General features: G+C 51.8%; 16 protein-coding genes. All 16 read left to right on the top strand.

The features are described from left to right. The first annotated feature begins 5 nt into the window (after nucleotides 1–5). The 16 genes from K0T92_RS00730 to K0T92_RS00655 all read left to right on the top strand — a co-directional run bounded on the left by K0T92_RS00730 (nucleotide 6) and on the right by K0T92_RS00655 (nucleotide 20,912). Nucleotides 6–1,145, top strand: a complete 1,140-nt coding sequence (locus tag K0T92_RS00730) for a 1-deoxy-D-xylulose-5-phosphate reductoisomerase (RefSeq protein ID WP_219870503.1) — start codon at nucleotides 6–8, stop codon at nucleotides 1,143–1,145. An 80-nt stretch (nucleotides 1,146–1,225) separates the two neighbouring features. Beyond that, entirely contained in the window at nucleotides 1,226–2,503 is a 1,278-nt protein-coding gene (gene rseP / locus K0T92_RS00725) for an RIP metalloprotease RseP (protein WP_219870502.1), read from the top strand. A gap of 9 nt (nucleotides 2,504–2,512) precedes the next feature. After that, nucleotides 2,513–3,961, top strand: a complete 1,449-nt coding sequence (proS, locus tag K0T92_RS00720; protein ID WP_219870501.1) for a proline--tRNA ligase — start codon at nucleotides 2,513–2,515, stop codon at nucleotides 3,959–3,961. A 97-nt stretch (nucleotides 3,962–4,058) separates the two neighbouring features. Continuing rightward, the gene (locus K0T92_RS00715) at nucleotides 4,059–8,366 is read left to right on the top strand and encodes a PolC-type DNA polymerase III (protein ID WP_219870500.1); all 4,308 of its coding nucleotides are present in this window, start codon (nucleotides 4,059–4,061) and stop codon (nucleotides 8,364–8,366) included. Between the two features lie 232 nt (nucleotides 8,367–8,598). Then, entirely contained in the window at nucleotides 8,599–9,060 is a 462-nt protein-coding gene (gene rimP, locus K0T92_RS00710) for a ribosome maturation factor RimP (protein ID WP_219870499.1), read from the top strand. A 39-nt stretch (nucleotides 9,061–9,099) separates the two neighbouring features. After that, the gene (gene nusA / locus K0T92_RS00705; RefSeq protein ID WP_219870498.1) at nucleotides 9,100–10,197 is read left to right on the top strand and encodes a transcription termination factor NusA; all 1,098 of its coding nucleotides are present in this window, start codon (nucleotides 9,100–9,102) and stop codon (nucleotides 10,195–10,197) included. Between the two features lie 58 nt (nucleotides 10,198–10,255). Further along, nucleotides 10,256–10,573 (top strand): RNase P modulator RnpM, encoded by a 318-nt coding sequence (gene rnpM / locus K0T92_RS00700; RefSeq protein ID WP_219870497.1) that lies wholly within the window; start codon nucleotides 10,256–10,258, stop codon nucleotides 10,571–10,573. Continuing rightward, on the top strand, nucleotides 10,560–10,889 hold the full coding sequence (locus K0T92_RS00695; protein WP_219871152.1) for a L7Ae/L30e/S12e/Gadd45 family ribosomal protein: 330 nt from the start codon (nucleotides 10,560–10,562) through the stop codon (nucleotides 10,887–10,889). Before rnpM ends, K0T92_RS00695 begins: the two co-directional genes overlap by 14 nt. Beyond that, a complete protein-coding gene (gene infB, locus K0T92_RS00690; protein WP_219870496.1) occupies nucleotides 10,882–13,725 on the top strand; it encodes a translation initiation factor IF-2 in 2,844 nt (947 codons plus the stop codon). The genes K0T92_RS00695 and infB overlap by 8 nt, the downstream gene beginning before the upstream one ends. 6 nt (nucleotides 13,726–13,731) lie before the next feature. Beyond that, nucleotides 13,732–14,088 carry a 30S ribosome-binding factor RbfA gene (rbfA, locus tag K0T92_RS00685; protein WP_219870495.1) on the top strand — a complete coding sequence of 119 codons (357 nt, stop codon included), beginning with the start codon at nucleotides 13,732–13,734 and terminating at the stop codon, nucleotides 14,086–14,088. Next, on the top strand, nucleotides 14,088–15,095 hold the full coding sequence (locus K0T92_RS00680) for a DHH family phosphoesterase (protein ID WP_219870494.1): 1,008 nt from the start codon (nucleotides 14,088–14,090) through the stop codon (nucleotides 15,093–15,095). Before rbfA ends, K0T92_RS00680 begins: the two co-directional genes overlap by 1 nt. A gap of 2 nt (nucleotides 15,096–15,097) precedes the next feature. Further along, nucleotides 15,098–16,012 (top strand): tRNA pseudouridine(55) synthase TruB, encoded by a 915-nt coding sequence (truB, locus tag K0T92_RS00675; protein ID WP_219871151.1) that lies wholly within the window; start codon nucleotides 15,098–15,100, stop codon nucleotides 16,010–16,012. A 33-nt stretch (nucleotides 16,013–16,045) separates the two neighbouring features. After that, nucleotides 16,046–16,996, top strand: coding sequence for a bifunctional riboflavin kinase/FAD synthetase (locus tag K0T92_RS00670; RefSeq protein ID WP_219870493.1), 951 nt, complete (start codon nucleotides 16,046–16,048; stop codon nucleotides 16,994–16,996). A gap of 168 nt (nucleotides 16,997–17,164) precedes the next feature. After that, entirely contained in the window at nucleotides 17,165–17,434 is a 270-nt protein-coding gene (gene rpsO / locus K0T92_RS00665) for a 30S ribosomal protein S15 (protein WP_219870492.1), read from the top strand. Nucleotides 17,435–17,671: 237 nt separating this feature from the next. Then, the gene (gene pnp / locus K0T92_RS00660; protein WP_219870491.1) at nucleotides 17,672–19,774 is read left to right on the top strand and encodes a polyribonucleotide nucleotidyltransferase; all 2,103 of its coding nucleotides are present in this window, start codon (nucleotides 17,672–17,674) and stop codon (nucleotides 19,772–19,774) included. Between the two features lie 142 nt (nucleotides 19,775–19,916). Further along, entirely contained in the window at nucleotides 19,917–20,912 is a 996-nt protein-coding gene (locus tag K0T92_RS00655) for a polysaccharide deacetylase family protein (protein WP_246627780.1), read from the top strand. Nucleotides 20,913–20,979: the final 67 nt, after the last annotated feature.

Raw genomic sequence — 20,979 nt, 5'->3', positions numbered from 1 at the left:
GATGAATGAAGAAACTGACTATACTCGGTTCAACGGGATCAGTGGGCACGCAGACATTGGATGTTGTAGCTAATGAGCCGGATGCCTATGAGGTTCACGGCCTTGCGGCCGGGGGCAACATTGGGCTGCTTATCGAGCAGGCGAAGCGGTTCCATCCCCGGGTTGTGTGCGTAGCTGAGAAGTCGCTGGTCGATGACATTAAGCCTCATCTGCCAGGCGGAACGAAGGTGCTCTTCGGTGAACAAGGTCTGATCGAAATCGCTGCAACAACGGAGGCGGATACGGTCGTAACCGCGATTGTTGGAAGCAGGGGATTGAGCGCTACTCTTGCGGCCATAGAGGCCGGCAAGAACATTGGACTTGCGAATAAGGAGACACTTGTAACTGCCGGACATCTGGTGATGAAGCAGGCAGCCCACAAGGGCGTCTCTATTCTGCCGATCGACAGCGAGCATTCCGCGATCTTCCAATGTCTGAACGGCGAGAACCGCAAGGATGTGAAGCGAATTACACTGACCGCTTCCGGCGGCTCCTTCCGCGACCGCACAAGGGATGAGCTCCAGGGCGTAACTGTGGCGGAAGCGCTGAATCATCCCAATTGGTCGATGGGTGCTAAGATAACGATTGATTCGGCTACAATGGCGAACAAAGGGCTGGAAGTTATTGAAGCTCACTGGCTGTTCGGCCTTCAATATGATGAGATTGATGTGATTATACATCCGGAGAGCATCATACACTCCTATGTAGAATTTGTAGATAACAGCATCGTTGCCCAGCTTGGCTTGCCTGATATGAGGGTGCCGATTCAATATGCACTTACTTATCCGGGGCGGCGTCCGACACCAACAGAATCGCTTAATCTTGCCAGGCTGGGCTCGCTTAACTTCCGTGAGATGGATTTCGCCCGTTATCCTTGCTTGCGCTTCGCCTATGAGAGCGGCAAAGCAGGACGATCCGCCCCGACTGTCTTCAATGCGGCGAATGAGACGGCAGTGGCCCGCTTCCTTGAAGGAGCCATTACTTTTCTGGATATTGAACGGATTATTGAAGAGGTTCTGGGCAAACATGGCATCACAGATCTTCCTGACGTAGCGGCAATTGCAGAGGTTGACGCATGGGCTAGAAAAGAAGCGGCAATGATCTAGACCCCTGGTTCTCTTGTATCGAACGGGAGAATAATGATAATCTAAGTACAAGCCGTTACGAAACAGGAGGCTCTATAACGATGCATATGATTCAAGTCGTCTTAATGACGGTACTCGTCTTTTTTGTAATAGTGACGATCCATGAGTGGGGTCATTATTACTTTGCCAAGCGTGCGGGCATTCTCGTCAGAGAATTCGCAATCGGATTTGGTCCCAAGCTATTTTCTGTCAAACGCGGGGAAACACGCTATACACTCCGCTTGATTCCTGCCGGCGGTTTTGTCCGCATGGCGGGTGAAGATCCCGAACTTGTCGAAGTCCAGCCGGGCCAGACTATAGCAGTGCGGCTTGCGAAGAATGCGGTTACGCGCTTCTATCTGGACCGGCTTGAGGAACGCTCCAATGTGATCCGCGGCGAGGTGCAATCCATTGATATTGAGAAGAAGCTCCAGTTAACGCTCGTATCTGACGGTATTTCGGAGACGTATCCCGTTCACCCTGCAGCGCTTCTCATTGCAAAAGGCAAAGAGACTCAAATTGCTCCACTGGATCGCCAGTTTGGCAGCAAGACGGTCGGCCAGCGTTCGCTTGCGATTGTTGCCGGACCGGTTATGAACTTTGTGCTTGCGTTTGTTTTATTCGCGCTGTACATTACGATGCATGGCGTTCCGATGGAGAATCCTGATCGTCTGCTAGTCGGCTATCTCGATAAGGAAATGCCGGCTGCCGCTGCGGGACTCCAGGAAGGCGATGTCATTCAAGCCATCGATGGTGTCCCGATTGGGATTGATGCGGAGAAGATGGTTGATATGATCAAAAAGTCGCCGAATTCACCTCAGAAGTGGACGGTAATTCGCGACAATCAGCAGCTTGAGCTGACCATTACGCCTAAGCCGGAAGAGACAACGGGCATCGGGAAAGTAGGCGTGGGGCCCGCATATCCGACGAGGCCTGCAACCTTCCTGGAGACATTCGAGGAATCAGGTTGGTATATGAAGCAAATGACAATCAGTATTTTTGAAGGATTCAAGAAGCTGATTATCGGTGATTTCAAGCTGGATGATTTAGGCGGCCCTGTCCGGACCGCACAGGTTACGGGAGAGATCGCGGCACAAGGCTTTACTGAGCTCACCAGATGGGCGGCTCTGCTTAGCTTATATCTTGGAATATTCAACCTGCTCCCTATTCCGGCACTGGATGGAAGCCGTTTGCTGTTCCTTGGACTTGAAGCGGTTCGCCGCAAGCCGGTTAATCCGAACCGCGAGAGCATGGTGCATTTTATCGGCTTTGCCCTGTTGATGCTGCTCATGCTAGCCGTAACTTACAATGATATTCTGCGATTGGTTAGAGGGGAGTAATAGTCGGTCATGTCGAAAGAGAAGCAATTTGTTACCGAAATAACGCCGCAAGGCGAAGATTTCTCAAGATGGTACATCGATGTTATTAAGAAAGCGGAATTAATGGATTATTCGCCGGTACGCGGCTGTATCGTATTCCGTCCGGAAGGCTTTGAAATCTGGGAGTATATGAAGGATGAGCTGGATCGGATGTTCAAGGAGACGGGCCATCGCAATGCCTATTTCCCGATGTTCATCCCGGAGAGCTTCTTCCAGAAGGAGAAGGAGCACGTAGAAGGGTTCAATCCCGAGCTGCCGTGGGTTACGGAAGCCGGTGGGGAGAAGCTCGAAGAGCGTCTGGCTATTCGCCCGACCTCCGAGACGATTATCGGACATATGTATTCCAAATGGATTCAATCCTATCGCGATCTGCCCCTGTTAATTAACCAGTGGGCGAACGTCGTACGCTGGGAGAAACGAACGCTGCCATTCCTGCGCACGACTGAATTCCTCTGGCAGGAAGGCCATACGGCTCATGAGACGGAAGAAGAGGCGCGGCAGGAAACGAATCAAATGCTGCAGATCTACACAGAATTCGCGGAGAACTTCCTGGCGATTCCAGTTATCGTCGGCCAGAAGACGCCATCAGAGAAGTTTGCCGGCGCTGTTGATACGTATTCCATTGAAGCGATGATGAAGGACGGCCGTGCTGTTCAGGCAGGCACCTCCCATTATCTCGGAACAAATTTTGCGGTAGCCTTCGATATTAAATTCCTTGACCGTGAGAATACCCAGCAATTCGCGCATACGACTTCATGGGGGGTATCGACACGATTGCTGGGTGCGCTTATTATGGTACATGGGGATGACCGTGGTCTTGCACTGCCTCCCAAGGTTGCGCCGACTCAAGTGATTATGATTCCGATCGGGCCTCCCAAGACGCGCGAGCAGGTGGTTGGCCGTGTGGATGAACTGTACGCTGAGCTTAAGAAGTCGGGCATACGGGTTAAGGTCGATGACCGCAGCGATGTCAGCCCAGGCTGGAAATTCAATGAATACGAGATGCGCGGCGTTCCGCTTCGTCTTGAGCTTGGACCGCGTGATATGGAGAATGGACAAGTGGTTCTCGTCTCGCGCATTTCCGGAGAGAAGCGTGTCGTAGCGCAAGCTGACCTTACAGCAGAGGTTGAACGGATGCTTGCAGAGATCCAGGCCGATATGTTCGAGCGTGCGAAGCAGTTCCGTGCGGATCATTCGCATTCTGTTGAGACGCTGGATGAGATGAAGGCGATGATGGAAGAGAAGAGGGGCTTTGTGCTTGCAGGCTGGTGTGGTTCCGATGCCTGTGAACGCCAAGTCAAGGAAGAGACTGGCGCTACGAGCCGCAACATTCCTTATCAACCGGCCGAGAAGAAGACCAAATGTCTTGTTTGTGAAGAAAAAGCAGCGCACACTGTCGTATTTGCGCGTGCATATTGATTAGCAATAAGGGGAGAAATTTTTGTTGCCGTCCCGGTATCGAGCTCGCAACGAGCTTGTGCAGGGCGGCTAACTTTTCTTCTTGGGGGAGGAAACAATGAACCAAACCGGAGATAAGCGGCAGCGCTTCGAGCTGCTGCTGAAGCAGGCCGAATTGCCACAGGGACTTGTGGAGGAGCATTTTGGGGATGGTTATATTGACCAAGTGATCGTAAGCCGGAGCAACCGGGAATGGACGTTTTGCATACGCAAAACGTCTTTGGTTCCTTTACCGGCTTTTGGTGTTTTTTGCCGGTCTGTGCGGGCCAAATTTGCACATCTTGCAGAGGTTTCATTTCGTTTCATCTATGAAGATGCCGTGGAAACCGAGCAGCTGGTACGCGAATATTGGCCGACTTTCGTAGAATGGGTGCAGCAGAATAACGCTTCTGTCAATGGATGGCTGGGCAAGGCCCGGATGGAGATCGAGAACGACCTCATTACGCTGGCGATGCTGGATGAGATGGGGCTGGAGCTTGCCCGCAAGAAGAAGATGGATGAGCTGGCGGTTGCCTTCTTCCAGCAGCAGTTTCATCGTGCGTGCCGGATGAAGCTGACGATTGGCGAGTCAAGTCAAGAGGTATACGAGCAGTTCGCGCAGCAGCGGGATCTTGCCGAGCGCGAGGTCATCCAGCAGATGATGAGCAGTGCGGCAGCTGAAGCGCCGCCGGTCGAAGAAGGCGAGGTTCGTCTCGTCGTGGGCTATGACATTCGTGAAGAAGCGGTTCCCATCATGAATGTGATTGAGGAAGAGAAGAAGGTGACCGTTCAAGGTACAGTTTTCGGACTGGACGTGAAGGAGCTGCGCAATGGAAGCACGCTGTTCACCTTTAATATAACGGACTTTACGGATTCCATCGCCATGAAGATGTTCGGGAAGACGAAGGATGATGTAAAGGTGCTGAGCCAGCTTGCCAATGGCAAATGGATCAAGGCACGCGGAAGAGTGGAATATGACCGGTTCATGCAGGAGCCTGAGCTTGTTATGATGCCGTCCGATCTTCATGAGGTTGTTGCGCCTAAGGAAGAGAAGGATGATGCGGAGGAGAAGCGGGTAGAATTCCATCTGCATTCCACGATGAGCACGATGGATGGCATAACGCCAATCGGCGAATACGTGAAGCAGGCAGCCAAGTGGGGGCACAAGGCGATCGCAATTACCGATCACAGCAATGTGCAATGTTACCCGGATGCGGCCAAAGCGGCGAAGAAGCATGACATTAAAGTGATGTTCGGCTTGGAAGCGAATGTCGTAAACGATGCGATCCCTATGGTTATGAATTCACGCGAGGAACAATTGCTGACAGCGGTCTATGTGGTATTCGATATCGAGACGACCGGATTATCGGTCATTAACAATAAGATCATTGAGCTGGCCGGGGTCAAAATCCAGGATGGCAAAGAGATTGATCGTTTCTCCACCTTCATTAATCCGCATGAGGACATTCCTTACAATATTCAGCAGCTGACGAATATTACGAATGATATGGTCAGGGATGCGCCGGAGCTGGAGCCTAAGCTTCATGAATTTGTGGACTTTATTGGGGATGCGGTGCTTGTCGCTCATAACGCCCGCTTTGATATGGGTTTTATCCAGGTAGCCTGCAAGGCTTACGGAATTCCGGAGCTGCGCAATCCGGTGCTGGATACGCTTGAGCTGGCGCGGTTCCTGCATCCGTCAATGAAGAATCACCGTCTTAATACATTATCGGATAAATATAAGATCAGTCTGGAGAATCATCACCGCGCGATCGATGACTCCATTGCGCTCGGCGGCGTGCTCATGGGACTTGTTGGCGATGCGGCGCAGCGGAACGTGACAGGGCTTCATATGCTGAACGATTATGTCGGGCTGGATTTCTCCAACTCGCGTCCGTTTCACTGCTGCATCTATGCGCTGAATGCGGTCGGCAAGAAGAACCTGTTCAAGCTGGTATCGCTCTCCCATACCGAGCATTTCAAACGTGTTGCCTGCATTCCCAAAAGCAAGCTGAGCGAGCTGCGCGAAGGGCTGCTGATCATCTCAGGCTGCGAGAAGGGCGAGTTCTTCGAGACGGTAATGAACAAATCGGTGGAGGAAGCGGAGGAAGTTGCCCGTTACTACGATGTGCTGGAGATTCAGCCTGTATGCTTCTACATGCATCTGGTTGACAAAGGCTTCGTTGCCAGCCGCGCCGAAATCGAAGGCGCGCTCCGCCGCGTATGCGAGATTGGCGACAAGCTAGGCAAGCCGGTGATCGCGACAGGCAATGTTCATTATTTGCGTCAGCGGGAGAAGATCTTCCGGGATATTACGATACATGGGATTACCGGCTTTAGCCCGCTCAAGGACATCCAGAAGCCGGATGCCCATTTCCGTACGACGAAGGAGATGCTGGCGGAGTTCGCCTTTCTTGGAGAAGCCAGGGCGCATGAGGTCGTAGTGAAGAATACGAATGAGCTTGCTGAGAGATTCGAGCCGTTCGAGATGTTCCCGGACAAGCTGTTTACACCGATCATTGATGGCGCGGATGAAGAAATTCGGAGCACCTGCTACGATACGGCGAAGAAGCAATATGGCGAGCCGCTGCCGGATGTTGTCGTGCAACGTCTGGAGAAGGAGCTCGTACCGATTATCAAGTTCGGATTCTCTGCCAACTATCTCATCTCGGAGAGGCTGGTTAAGAAATCGAATCAAGACGGTTATCTGGTCGGCTCCCGGGGCTCTGTCGGCTCCTCGGTCGTTGCTACGTTCCTTGGCATATCAGAGGTTAACCCGCTTCCAGCGCATTATACCTGCCTGAATGAAGCGTGCAAATATAGCGAATGGTTCCTTGACGGCAGCTATCCGAGCGGATTCGACCTGCCGGACAAAATTTGTCCGGACTGCGGCAAGCCGCTCAAGGGCGAGGGGCAGGATATCCCGTTCGAGACGTTCCTTGGATTTAAGGGCGACAAGGTTCCCGATATCGATCTTAACTTTTCCGGTGAATACCAGCCGCAAGCCCATAACTATACGAAGGTGCTGTTCGGAGACAAAAATGTATTCCGTGCAGGCACAATCGGTACGGTTGCCGAAAAAACCGCATTCGGATTTGCCAAAAAGTATGAGGAATCCAAGGGCAAGAAGTGGCGGGGAGCCGAGCTGTCCCGCTTGGCTAACGGCTGTACGGGCGTAAAGCGTAGTACCGGCCAGCATCCCGGGGGGATTGTCGTCGTGCCTGATTATATCGAGGTCGAGGATATTACACCGGTGCAATTCCCGGCTGATGATACGAGTGCGGAATGGAAAACAACCCATTTTGACTATCATGCTTTCGATGCGAACCTGCTCAAGCTCGATATACTGGGACATGATGATCCGACTATGATGCGGATGCTGCAGGATTTGACGGGCGTAGATCCCACGACAATCCCGATGAATGATCCCAAGGTGATGAGCATGTTCAATTCGACGGAATCACTCGGTGTTGCCCCGGACAAAATCCGCACCTCTGTTGCAACCTACGGCGTGCCGGAGATGGGAACCAAATTCGTCCGCCAGATGCTTGAGGAGACGAAGCCGGCCACCTTTGCCGACCTGCTCCAAATTTCCGGGCTGTCCCATGGTACTGGCGTTTGGCTTGGCAATGCCCAGGAGCTGATTAAGAATCGGACCTGTACGATCAAGACCGTAATCGGCTGCCGTGACGATATCATGCTGTTCCTGATCTATAAAGCCGGAATGGATGCAGGTCTGGCATTCAAAATTACAGAGAGCGTGCGTAAGGGCAAGGGGCTTACTCCCGAATGGATCGAGGAGATGAAGCAGTGCAAGGTGCCGCAATGGTACATTGACTCCTGCCTCAAGATTGAATACATGTTCCCTAAGGCGCATGCCGCCGCATACGTAATCTCGGCGGTTCGGACAGCCTTCTTCAAGCTCTACCATCCGATCGCTTATTATGCGACCTATTTCAGCGTAAGGGCGGAGGACTTTGATCTGGAGCTGCTGTGCCAGGGATACGATGCGATTCTGCGCAAGATTGTCGAGATTGAAGCCAAGGGATTCCAGGCGCTGCCCAAAGAGAAGAACTCGATCTCTCTTCTGGAGATGGCGCTTGAGATGACAGCCCGCGGCTTCTCCTTCAAGCCGGTCGATCTGTATCGTTCCGACGCTACGCGCTTCATTATCGACGGCACATCGCTTATTCCTCCTTTCGCAGCGATTGCAGGTGTCGGTGAGAACGCGGCGCGCAACATAGCCGGGGCAAGGGATCATGGTGAATTTTTGTCCGTTGAGGACTTTCAGCAGAAGTCGAAAGCATCGAAAACGATTGTGGAAGTGCTCGCTTCTATGGGCTGTTTCCGGGGACTTCCTGAGTCCAATCAGCTCTCATTATTCTAGAATTAAGAGATGGCGCTGGCGATGAAAGCAATTCATTTGTTGTCAGCACACTATGGTTATGGTATAATTTTTCTGGCAATGCTGATGATACGACTTTTTCGCAGAAGAGTGGGGAAACCCACTCTTTACGTTTTGTCCACATCTTTTTACTTGTGAAATGTGAATTGACATTATGCTCTGACATGATCAAATGCGCATAGCGCGGCTGACAGTTGCAGTGGGGGGTACATATTTGAGCACAGCAAATATCAAAACCGTCGTCGAAGAGATGGTACGACCATATCTAGATGAGAATGGCTTTGAGCTTGTCGATGTCGAATACGTGAAGGAAGGCGGCAACTTTTTCCTTCGCGTGTTTGTTGATAAAGAAGGCGGCATTGATATCGATGATTGCGGCCGTATTAGTGAAGTTCTAAGTCTCAAGCTGGATGAGAACGATCCCATCACGGATGCTTATTTTCTCGAGGTCTCATCACCTGGGGCGGAGCGCCCGTTGAAGAAGCCGGAAGATGTCCGCAAGGCGGTTGGCAAGCATGTGTTTGTCACAACGTATGAGCCTATCGGCGGCTTGAAGGAGTTTGAAGGCACGCTCCTGTCGTTCGACGGCGAGCAGGTTGTTATCGGGATTGGGAAGAAGCAGCATGCAATACCTTACGCTAAGGTGGCAAGCGCCCGCTTGGCTATTATTTTCTAAGAAGACAGGAACCATTTTGAAAGGGGGAACATTGTTCCAATGAGCATGGATTTTATTGAAGCGCTGTCGGAAATCGAAAGAGAAAAGGGCATCAGTAAAGATATATTATTAGAAGCAATCGAGGCGGCTCTGATCTCCAGCTACAAACGCAATTTCAATACCGCCCAGAATGTACGGGTTGATATTAACCGCTTTAACGGGGTAATCAAAGTATACGCACGCAAAACGGTTGTTGAAGAGGTACTTGACCCGCGGCTTGAGATATCTGTGGAAGCATCCAGAGAATTGAACCCGCATTATCAGCTCGACGATATCGCCGAGATTGAGGTTACACCGCGTGACTTTGGCCGAATTGCTGCGCAAACAGCCAAGCAGGTTGTTACCCAGCGCATCCGCGAGGCTGAGCGCGGCTTGATCTATAATGCGTTTATTGACAAGGAAGAAGATATTGTCAACGGCATTGTGCAGCGCCAGGATGTGCGGAACCTGTTCATAGATCTGGGCAAGGTAGAGGCAGTATTGCCGCTTACTGAATTGATGCCTACTGACAAGTTCAAGCATGGCGATCGTGTGAAATCATTTATAACCAAAGTCGAAAACACGACCAAGGGCCCGCAAATCTTCTTGTCCCGTACGCATCCCGGGCTACTCAAGCGTCTGTTCGAGCTGGAAGTGCCGGAAATTTACGACGGAGTAGTAGAGATCCGCTCCGTGGCCAGAGAAGCGGGCTTCCGCTCCAAGATCGCGGTTCATTCGCGCAATGATGAGGTTGATCCTGTCGGCTCCTGCGTAGGGCAGAAGGGGATGCGTGTGCAGACCATTGTGAACGAGCTGAAGGGCGAGAAGATCGACATCGTCCGCTGGTCCGAGAACGTGGAGGAATATGTTGCGAACGCGCTCAGTCCTTCGAAGGTGATTGAGGTTATCGTTTATGAGCAAGAGAAGATGGCACGGGTTATCGTTCCGGACTATCAGTTGTCGCTGGCTATTGGTATTAAAGGGCAGAACGCCCGTCTGGCTGCGAAGCTGACCGGTTGGAAAATCGATATTAAGAGCGAGACGCAGGCCGAGCAGGAATATGGCCGTCCTAAGTCGCCAATGAGCACGATGCATCAGGATTCCGTCTCAATCGATTAGCGGACACCAGCGATTTTATAGGCAGGGGTGACGTCTAAGCGTTAAGGAGGGATGAACGATGAGGCCGAGAAAAATTCCGCTTCGCAAATGTGTAGCCTGCCAAGAGATGATGTCCAAGAAAGAGCTGATTCGCGTTGTGCGGACGCCCGATGAAGAGGTGCTCATCGATCTGACAGGCAAGAAAGCCGGACGCGGCGCCTACTTGTGCGGCAAGGTAGAGTGCTTCAAGCTCGCCAAAAAGGCAAAATCGCTTGATCGTGCGCTCAAGCAAACGGTTGGCGAAGACATATATGATGGATTAGAGCGGGAATTCATTAAAGTTCAGGATACATTCATCGCGAGCAGAGATCGGAATGATGACGATGATGAAGCATAAGGCATTATCGCTGCTCGGTATGGCAATGAGGGCAGGCAAGCTGGTCACTGGCGACGAGACTGTGCTGAAGACCGTGAAGCAGGGCAAAGCCCGGCTTGTCATATTAGCTGGCGATGCTTCAGATAATACAAAGAAGAAGTATCGGGACAAATGCAGCACCTACAATGTGAAGCTTGTTGAAGCGTTCGATCGGATATCGCTAGGGGAGGCAATCGGGAAGTCGGAGCGCGTGCTTATCGCGGTTACTGACGCAGGATTCTCGGCTAGCATAACACGAAGCTTAACCCAACCTACGGAGGTGGAGTATATTGACTAAACAACAAGACAGCAAAGACAATAAGGACAAATTGCGCGTCTATGAATATGCCAAATCGCTCAATATGAGCAGCAAAGAGATTATTACGATTCTGAAGCGGCTTAATCTTCCGGTTAATAATCATATGAGTGTCATGGAGAACGAGATGGTTAACAAGGTTGAAGGCTTCTTCCGTGACATTAAGACGACTGCGGCAGCCAAGCGCGCACAAGAGAATGCAACCGTATCTGCATCGACACAATCGACGCAATCTACGAATCGTCAAGCAGGACAACAGCTGGAGCGGAAGCCACAGCAAGGACAGGTTAACAAAAATAATCAGGAACAGCAGGGGAGTATGAATACAACGAAACCGCAATCAAATACCTCACAGCAAGTTGAAGCAACACAATCGACAACGACGCAATCGTCCAGCAATGAATCGCAAGCAAGCACGACAAATACTTCACAGCCTAATGCGGGACAGCAGCAGCGTCCGGCTCAGCAAGGCAATAACAGCGGCCAAGGCGGCCAGCGCCCTAGCGGCGGTCAAGGCCAAGGTAACAGCCAAGGCGGACAACGCTATGGCCAAGGCAGCGGCGGTCAAGGCGGACAACGTCCAAGCGGCGGCCAGGGTCAAGGCGGTCAGCGCTATGGTCAAGGCAGCGGCGGCCAGGGCGGCCAGCGTCCAAGCGGCGGTCAAGGCCAAGGCAACAGCCAAGGCGGACAACGCTATGGCCAAGGCAGCGGCGGTCAAGGCGGCCAGCGTCCAAGCGGCGGCCAGGGCCAAGGCGGCCAGCGTCCTGCAGGCCAAGGTCAACAAGGCGGCGGCCAGCGCTTCGGTCAAGGCGGCGGTCAAGGAGTCGGCCAGGGCGGTCAGCGTCCGGATGCCAATCGCAGCGGAGGGGGGCAAGGACGCTCGTTCGATTCGCGTTCTGCATCTGGCGGCGGCGACGATAAGAGAAGAACTTCATCCAAGCCGGGCGGCGGCAAGCGCTTTGAAGATAACAGAACGGGCAACTTCAAGGGCGGCAACAACCGTGGCGGCAAGAATCAGCGGGGCAGAGGCGGTCAGCCGCAAGTATTCAAGGAGAAAATCGATAATACGCCTAAGAAGATCATTGTTCGGGGCACGATGACCGTCGGTGATTTGGCAAAATTGCTTCATAAGGATGCCTCTGAGGTGATTAAGAAGCTCATTATGCTTGGCGTAATGGCAACAATCAACCAAGAGGTCGATCTGGATACCGTTCAACTGATCGCAACGGAATATGGCGTTGAGGTTGAAGTGAAAATCCCGGTAGAAGAGGATCACTTCGAAACGATTGAAGAGACGGATGAAGACGAGGATCTCGTAACGCGTCCGCCTGTTGTTACCATTATGGGTCACGTTGACCACGGTAAAACAACCTTGCTTGACGCGATTCGCAAAACGAGTGTAACAAGCGGCGAGGCTGGCGGTATTACCCAGCATATCGGTGCTTACCAGGTTGAGATCAACCAGAAGAAAATTACGTTCCTGGATACACCGGGCCACGAAGCGTTTACGCTCATGCGTGCGCGCGGAGCACAGGTAACGGATATTACAATCATCGTTGTTGCTGCTGACGACGGCGTCATGCCGCAGACAGTGGAAGCGATCGCCCATGCGAAGGCTGCAGGCGTACCGATCATCGTCGCTGTGAACAAAATCGATAAACCGGAAGCGAATCCGGATAAAATAAAACAAGAGCTGACGGAATATGAGCTGGTCCCTGAGGAGTGGGGAGGCGACACGATTTTCGTCAACGTATCCGCCAAGCAGCGTATCGGCCTTGAGGATCTGCTTGAGATGATTCTGCTCGTAGCTGAGGTTAACGACTACAAAGCGAACCCGGACAAACGCGCTCGCGGTACTGTTATCGAGGCAGAGCTTGATAAAGGAAAAGGTCCGGTTGCCCGTATACTCGTGCAGCACGGCACACTTAAGATTGGTGATGCATTCGTAGCGGGCAACTGCTTCGGACGTGTCCGTGCAATGGTGAATGACAAGGGACGCAGGCTCAAGGAAGCAGGGCCGAGCACACCGATCGAAATTACAGGTTTGACGGAGGTGCCTCACGCAGGCGATCCGTTCCTCGTATTTGAGGATGAGCGCAAAGCGCGGGCTATCGCTGAACGGCGTGCAACCAAGCATCGTCAGACAGAGCTGGGCACGCACACGCGCATAACATTAGATGACCTGTATAAACATATCGTTGAAGGTGAAATTAAAGACTTGAACGTAATCATTAAAGCGGACGTTCAAGGTTCTTCAGAAGCGCTTAAAGGCTCGTTGGCGAAGATCGATATTCAAGGCGTTCAGGTGAAGATTATCCACAGCGGTGTAGGTGCGATTACTGAATCCGATATCATCCTGGCATCGGCCTCCAATGCAATCGTCATCGGCTTTAATGTTCGTCCTGAGCCGCAGGCGAAAGCAACAGCTGAGCAGGAGAAGGTTGACATTCGTCATCACAACGTTATCTATAACGTGATTGACGAGATCGAGCATGCGATGAAAGGGATGCTTGATCCTATTTACAAGGAAGTTGTTATCGGCCATGCCGAGATTCGCAACATCTTCAAAGTTACTAAGGTTGGCTCCATTGCAGGTTGTATGGTTACATCCGGCAAAATTACCCGTTCGGCGAAAGCACGCTTGATCCGCAACGGAATTGTCGTATATGAAGGAGAAATCGAATCGCTCAAACGGTACAAGGACGATGCCAAGGAAGTCGCACAAGGCTATGAGTGCGGAATTACGCTGGATAAGTTCAACGATCTGAAAGAGGGAGACACGATTGAGGCCTACGTTATGGAGACAGTAGAGAGGTGATTACCTATGGCCAAAATTCGCGTAGGACGTGTAGGCGAACAAATTAAGAAAGAACTAAGCGTTATTATTCAGCAGGAGCTCAAGGATCCGCGTATCGGTTTCATTACCGTTACTGGAGTTGAGATGACCAATGATCTGTCCCAGGCACGGGTGTTTCTAAGCGTGTTGGGCAGTGACGAGCAGAAGGAAGAGACGTTGAAGGCGCTCGGCCGGGGATCAGGCTATATCCGTTCCGAGCTTGGCAAGCGCATCCGTTTCCGCCACACGCCAGAGCTGATCTTCAAATTTGACAGCAGTATTGAATACGGCAGCCGGATTGAATCGCTTCTGGAGAAGATCAACAGCGGTAGCGGTGACCAATAATGGCGCGGCATGAGGCAGCATTTGCTGCCCAGTACAAGAATAAGCTGGAAGACGCATTGGCCTTCATCCGCAGTGCGGAACGATTTCTGGTTGTATCCCACGTTCAGCCTGACGGTGATGCAATCAGCTCTACCTTGACCGTAGGCTGGCTGCTGAAGCAGCTTGGGAAGGCAGCGGTTCTCATCAATGAGGGAACCGTTCCTTCAAGGCTTGCCTATATGGAAGCCTCCGGTACGATCATGACATTCAATGAAGAGGAACCCCCTACAGCGTATGATGCCATCATCGCGGTCGATTGTGCCGATTTCCGGCGCATCGGCCTCGTTGCGGGCTCTTTTCCTGAGGGGATCCCGCTTCTCAACATTGACCACCATCCGACGAATGATGATTTCGGGACTGTTAATCTCATTCGGACAGACGCTGCGGCTACAGTCGAGATTCTGCATGATCTGATCGAATATGCCGAAATTCCGTTCGATCAGGAAGTGGCTACTGCGATTTACACCGGACTGTTGACCGATACAGGCGGATTCCGTTATTCCAATACGAATGCTTCTGTCATGCGTATTGCATCACGTATGCTTGAACAGGATGTGCAGGGACATTGGATCGCAGATCATCTGCTGGAGCGGATGACGAAATCCCAGCTCTTGCTGCTGCAGCGCGGGCTAAACCGGCTGTCGTTCTCAGCGGACAACCGGATCGCCTGGATCTATATCGCTTATGCGGATATGGCGGAGACTGGCGCAATTGGCGATGATCTGGAAGGACTCGTCAACTATGCCCGCAACGTTGAAGGCGTTGAGGTCGGTATTTTGTTCAAGGAAACAGAGAACGGCGATGTCAAAGTAAGCATGCGTTCAGTCGGTCAAGCGGATGTTGCGGCAATCGCACAAACGTTTGGCGGCGGCGGGCATGTAAGAGCTGCCGGCTGCAAATTGAACGGACCTATATCAGAAGCAATCACAGCAGTTATCGATACGGTGCGAAAGGCGCTTGGCTCATGACGATGGACGGAATTTTAGCCGTTTGGAAGCCTGCGGGCTGGACCTCTCATGACGTCGTTGCAAAAGTAAGAAGGCTGATTCGTGTGAAGCGTATCGGGCATACCGGCACGCTGGACCCCGAAGTGACAGGGGTGCTGCCGCTCTGCATCGGCCGTTCAACACGGATGGTTGAATATTTGCAGGAGCGCCCCAAGGCTTATGAAGCGGTGCTGCAGCTTGGACAGGCTACGGACACGGAGGATTTGACTGGCAACGTAATCGCTGAAGTAGCGCAGGTCGTTATTTCAGAGCCGGAAATCAAGCGTGTGCTGGCTTCCTTCATTGGCATCATTGAACAGGTACCACCCATGTATTCCGCGGTGAAGGTTGATGGCAAACGGCTCTATGAGCTCGCACGCGAAGGGCAGGTCATTGAGCGCAAATCTCGCCAGGTAACCATCCACAAGCTGGAGCTTCAGCAGATGGAGCTGAATGTGCCTCATCCCCGGATTTCATTCTCGGTAACCTGTTCCAAAGGAACATACATTAGAACGCTGTGCGTTGACATCGGCAGAGCGCTCGGAGTACCGGCTGCTATGGCTAAGCTGACACGGACGATGTCAGCAGGCTTCACAGCGGAGAATTGCCTGACGCTGGAAGAGATTGAAGAGCTTCAAGCAAGCGGCGAGCTCGCGAGCCGGCTCATGCCCCCGGATGCAGCGCTGGATTATTTGCCTAGCGGCAAAGTGAATGCCGAGACAGCACGGCATGCTTTTCAGGGCAAGCGCATTTCATTGGACTTGGTTCAGGGGCTGCAGCCTTCCAGACAGGATGAGCTTGTTCGATTGTATGGCGAGGACGGTTTGTTCCTCGGTCTGTTCGAGGTGGAAGACAATTCCGACTCCTTGAAGCCGGTAAAAGTATTTACGCCCGTCTAAAAAACGTAAGCTTATAAAGCAGGTGTGACAGAAGTGGAAATCATCCCTTTACAATATCCGATAATTCAGTCAGAGCAAGCGAGTGCCGCTGTTCCTAAGACACTCGCCATAGGCCACTTCGATGGTGTGCATCGGGGACATCAGAATGTCATCCGGCGTTCCATTGAAGCGGCTCGCGCGTCTGGCCTGCAGTCGGCAGTTATGACCTTTCACCCCCATCCCAAGGAAGTGCTGGGACAAGGCAATCAATATTTGACCTGTTTGACACCGCTTGAGGATAAAGTGGAGCGATTCCGCAAACTTGGCGTGGACGTTGTCTATATTGTCCATTTCGATCTTGCATTTGCGGCAGTGTCTCCGGCAGATTTTGTTGATAACGTGCTGCGTCCGCTGCAAGTGAAGAAGGCGATTGTCGGCTTTGACTTTTCCTTCGGAACACGGGGATCAGGCAAGACCGATACATTACGGGTTCTTGGTGAGCCGGATATTGCCGTCGAGGTCATCGAACCGCTGATGATGGATGAACGGAAAGTGAGCAGCACGCTTATTCGCGAAGCGCTTGCCGAAGGCCATCCGGAGATAGCGGAACGGCTTCTGGGCGATCCGTACTCGGTTACCGGAACTGTCGTTCATGGTGAAGGCAGAGGACGGACAATCGGCTTCCCGACTGCCAACATTGAACCTGGCGGAGCTTATGTAACGCCTAGGCAAGGTGTCTATGCAATTATGACCGAAGTTGATGGCAAGCGGGTTTCCGGTGTGCTGAATATCGGGGTGAAGCCCACTTTTCACGATAAATTGCCGAGGCCGGTTATGGAAGCGCATCTGTTTGACTATACTGGTGATCTATACGGCAGAGACTTGACGCTGCAATTCATTTCTTTTCTCCGTGCAGAAAAGAAGTTCGGCTCTGTCGATGAGCTGATTGCCCAGATCAAATCCGATGCTTTGCAAGCGAGAGCGGTTCTGTCGGCATACAAATAACACGGACTCCATTTACTTCTTATAGACGGGTATGATATACTCTTAGACGTTGCGTGGTGTTGGAGACCTGTTCTTCAATGACAGCGCACTGAACCTTAGCTTGGCCTGTCTGTTCTCACCGACGGAGGCGAGGCTAACGGCGATTATGATAGAAGGAGGTGAACAAGGATGGCACTTACTCAAGAGCGTAAACAACAACTGATTGATGAGCACAAGACTCATGCGAACGATACCGGTTCTCCGGAAGTTCAAATCGCTATCCTGACGCATAACATCGTCAATTTGACGGATCACTTTCGGGAGCACAAGAAAGATCACCACTCCCGCCGCGGTCTGCTCAAGATGGTAGGTCAGCGCCGTAAACTGCTGGCATACCTCAAGAACAAAGACGTTAAACGTTATAGCGCATTGATCGAAAAGCTCGGTCTTCGCCGATAAGAGATGCGGTTCTAAAAGCAACCTGGTTGTTCAGCCGTCCGGGGTTTACCGGAGTGGCTGCTCCGGGTTGCTTTTTGTAAATGAATAGGATTACATACTTGTGTTCAGCGGTAATGAATGTTGAAGAACAGCTCCAATGGGGGCTTTTCTTTTATCTCTTATACAGATATGTAGCAAGACAAAATGATGAGCCGGAGCGCGATATGCGTCTTGAAGGCTTTAATGAGGAGGAGCTCTATGTTGCAACGTGTTGAAATGACACTTGGTGGACGCCCGCTTGTTCTTGAGACGGGACGCCTTGCCAAGCAAGCAAATGCAGCCGTAACGGTCAAGTATGGCGAAACCGTTATACTATGTACGGTTGTTGCGTCAAGCGAGCCTAAAAATCTGGATTTTTTCCCGCTTACCGTTAACTATGAGGAGCGTCTCTATGCGGTTGGTAAAATTCCTGGCGGTTTCATTAAACGTGAAGGACGCCCAAGCGAGAAGGCCATTCTGGCCAGCCGTCTGACAGACCGTCCGATTCGTCCGCTGTTCCCAGACGGATTCCGCAACGAGGTGCAGGTCGCCAACATTGTAATGAGTGTGGATCAGGATTGTTCACCAGAGATGGCGGCGATGATCGGAACTTCCGCAGCGCTGTCCATCTCCGATTTGCCGTTCAACGGACCAATCGGCGGTGTTGCAGTTGGCCGTATTGACGGACAGTTTATTATTAACCCAACGGTTGAGCAAGAGAGCAAAAGCGACATTTATGTCGTTGTGTCCGGTACGAAGGATGCGATCATGATGGTTGAGGCTGAAGCTAGCGAGGTGCCTGAATCCGTTATGCTCGAAGCCATTATGTTCGGCCATGAGGAAATCAAGAAAATCGTGACGACGATTGAAGAGCTTGTTGGACTTGCTGGCAAGGAGAAAATGGAAGTGAAGCTTCATGCCGTGAACGAGGAGGTCAACGAAGCGGTTCGTGCCTTTGCTTCGGGTCGTCTCGTTGAAGCGGTTCGCATTCAGGAGAAACATGCGCGTCAGGATGCTATAGATGCGGTTAATGCTGAGGCTGTCGATCATTTTGAGCTGCAGTATGCGGAGACGCCTGAGCTGCTCGGTGATGTGAAGGAAGTTCTTTACGATATCGTGAAGGAAGAAGTCCGTCGTTTGATCACGCATGATAAGGTTCGCCCGGATGGACGAGCATTGAGCGAAATTCGTCCGATTGATTGCGATGTTTCGTTGCTCCCGCGCACACATGGCTCCGGCTTGTTTACACGCGGACAGACGCAAGCACTCAGTATTTGTACACTCGGCGCACTAGGCGATGTGCAAATTCTCGACGGCATCGATCTTGCGGAGACGAAGCGATTCATGCATCATTATAACTTCCCGCCATTCAGCGTTGGTGAAGCAAGACCGCTTCGTCCGCCGGGCCGCCGCGAAATCGGTCATGGTGCGCTTGGTGAACGTGCGCTTTCCAAGGTTATTCCATCGGAAACGGACTTCCCGTACACGATTCGCCTTGTATCTGAAGTGCTGGAATCGAACGGTTCTACAAGCCAGGCGAGCATCTGCGCAAGCACGCTTGCTATGATGGATGCCGGTGTTCCGATCAAAGCGCCGGTTGCAGGTATTGCAATGGGTCTGATCAAGGACGGCGATCATTTCTCGATTCTCTCGGATATTCAAGGCATGGAGGATCACTTGGGAGATATGGACTTCAAGGTCGCTGGCACACCTGAGGGCGTCACAGCCATTCAGATGGATATCAAAATCAATGGCATCGATCGCGCGATTCTTGCGGAAGCATTGGAGCAGGCCCGCGTTGGCCGGATGCACATTCTTGGCAAGATGACCGAAGTTATGGATCAGCCTCGCAAAAGTCTGTCGCAGTATGCGCCTAAAATTGTCATCATGCGCATTAATCCGGACAAAATCCGTGATGTTATCGGTGCAGGCGGCAAAATCATTAACAAAATCATTGACGAAACCGGCGTCAAAATCGATATCGAGCAGGACGGTACCGTCTTCATTGCTTCTTCAAACGCAGAGGCCAACGAGCGTGCGAAGCAAATCATTGAAGGTATCGTGCGCGAGGTAGTTGTCGGCGAGATTTACCTCGGTACGGTCAAGCGCATTGAGAAATTCGGCTGCTTCGTTGAAATTTTGCCGAATAAGGACGGACTTGTTCACATCTCGCAAGTTTCTACAGAACGTGTTGCGAAGGTGGAGGACGTACTCAAGATCGGCGATCAAATTACGGTGAAAGTAACGGAAATCGACGCTCAAGGCCGCATTAATTTGTCACGCAAAGCAGTGTTGACTTCCGAAGTACCTGCACAACAATAATAGGGCAGCGTGGGAACGTGAGCGTATCCCGCTCCATCAAGAGTAGAAAGAGCCAGATTCCATCTGTCTCTTTTTGTTTTGTCGGCCCTCTCCTCATAATGTTGTCCGAGCCATAATAGGATGATGAAGAGGGGGTGAAGTGATGAAGCTGAGAATGGCATTAGTAATGGGAATTATGATGTGCGGACTGCTGCTGACGGTTCAGCTCAATGAAGATGTGGCGGATTATGTATGGGCGCTTAAACAGGGTGAGTCCAGGGAAGTAATGGCGGGTTGGAACAGCGATCCTAAGAGCAAGGATTCTCTTCTGGAACGGATTGAGGCGGAAGCCGCCAAGCGCCGCATTGCTCCCGTTGATGCGCGGCTGGATCGGATTTGGAAAGCGATCCCGGGCTATAACGGTCTGGAGGTAGATGTGGAGCGTACTTACCAGTTGATGAAGGCTTCACCTCCGGATGCGCAGATACGATACATATACAAGGAGATTCCTCCCCGCGTACAGCTATCCGATCTTGGTGTCCATCCCATCTATAGAGGCAATCCTGACAAGCCAATGGTCGCGCTCATGATTAACGTCGCTTGGGGCAATGAGTACTTGGAGCCGATGTTGAACATATTGGATAAGGAGAATGTGAAAGCAACCTTTTTCCTGGACGGTTCCTGGCTTAAGAAGAATGCTGATGCAGCGCGCAATATTCAAGCTCATGGCCATGAGATGTCCAACCATGCCTACTCCCATCCGGATATGAGCAAGCTGGATCGTCAAGCAGCTTACAATCAGATTGCCAAGACGGAAAAGCTGCTGCAATCGACGCTGCAGGTGACCAACCGCTGGTTCGCTCCGCCATCTGGGGATTACAATGGGATGACTGTAAAGGTAGCTGCCGAGCAGGGGCTGAGGACGGTGCTTTGGACGCTTGATACAGTAGATTGGCAGCATCCCCCGGCCTGGGCAGTCATTAATAAAATAAAAAACCGGGTAACAGCAGGCTCGCTCATACTGATGCACCCGACCGATTCCTCAAGCCAGGCGCTTGAAGGGATGATTAGAGCAATTAAGCAAAAGGGGCTATCACTTGGCACTGTATCCGATACGCTGTCGTCCGATCGAGTGCCGTTGGTTGAGGCGGGACTGTAATTTTGTTATAGTGAAAGCATTGATTTTGGAGCAAGTGCTGGTATCATATTCAGTTTTGGATCGCTTA

The organism is Paenibacillus oenotherae (genome assembly GCF_019443105.1).
GTDB lineage: Bacteria > Bacillota > Bacilli > Paenibacillales > Paenibacillaceae > Paenibacillus_Z > Paenibacillus_Z oenotherae.
Note: the sequence above shows the minus strand (reverse complement) of the source record. Positions and strands in the feature narration are given on the sequence as shown.

Coding starts and splice junctions, on each gene's coding strand:
- K0T92_RS00730 (WP_219870503.1), top strand. CDS start 6: ATGAAGAAACTGACTATACTCGGTTCAACGGGATCAGTGGGCACGCAG.
- rseP (WP_219870502.1), top strand. CDS start 1,226: ATGCATATGATTCAAGTCGTCTTAATGACGGTACTCGTCTTTTTTGTA.
- proS (WP_219870501.1), top strand. CDS start 2,513: ATGTCGAAAGAGAAGCAATTTGTTACCGAAATAACGCCGCAAGGCGAA.
- K0T92_RS00715 (WP_219870500.1), top strand. CDS start 4,059: ATGAACCAAACCGGAGATAAGCGGCAGCGCTTCGAGCTGCTGCTGAAG.
- nusA (WP_219870498.1), top strand. CDS start 9,100: ATGAGCATGGATTTTATTGAAGCGCTGTCGGAAATCGAAAGAGAAAAG.
- rnpM (WP_219870497.1), top strand. CDS start 10,256: ATGAGGCCGAGAAAAATTCCGCTTCGCAAATGTGTAGCCTGCCAAGAG.
- K0T92_RS00695 (WP_219871152.1), top strand. CDS start 10,560: ATGATGAAGCATAAGGCATTATCGCTGCTCGGTATGGCAATGAGGGCA.
- rbfA (WP_219870495.1), top strand. CDS start 13,732: ATGGCCAAAATTCGCGTAGGACGTGTAGGCGAACAAATTAAGAAAGAA.
- K0T92_RS00680 (WP_219870494.1), top strand. CDS start 14,088: ATGGCGCGGCATGAGGCAGCATTTGCTGCCCAGTACAAGAATAAGCTG.
- truB (WP_219871151.1), top strand. CDS start 15,098: ATGGACGGAATTTTAGCCGTTTGGAAGCCTGCGGGCTGGACCTCTCAT.
- rpsO (WP_219870492.1), top strand. CDS start 17,165: ATGGCACTTACTCAAGAGCGTAAACAACAACTGATTGATGAGCACAAG.
- pnp (WP_219870491.1), top strand. CDS start 17,672: ATGTTGCAACGTGTTGAAATGACACTTGGTGGACGCCCGCTTGTTCTT.
- K0T92_RS00655 (WP_246627780.1), top strand. CDS start 19,917: ATGAAGCTGAGAATGGCATTAGTAATGGGAATTATGATGTGCGGACTG.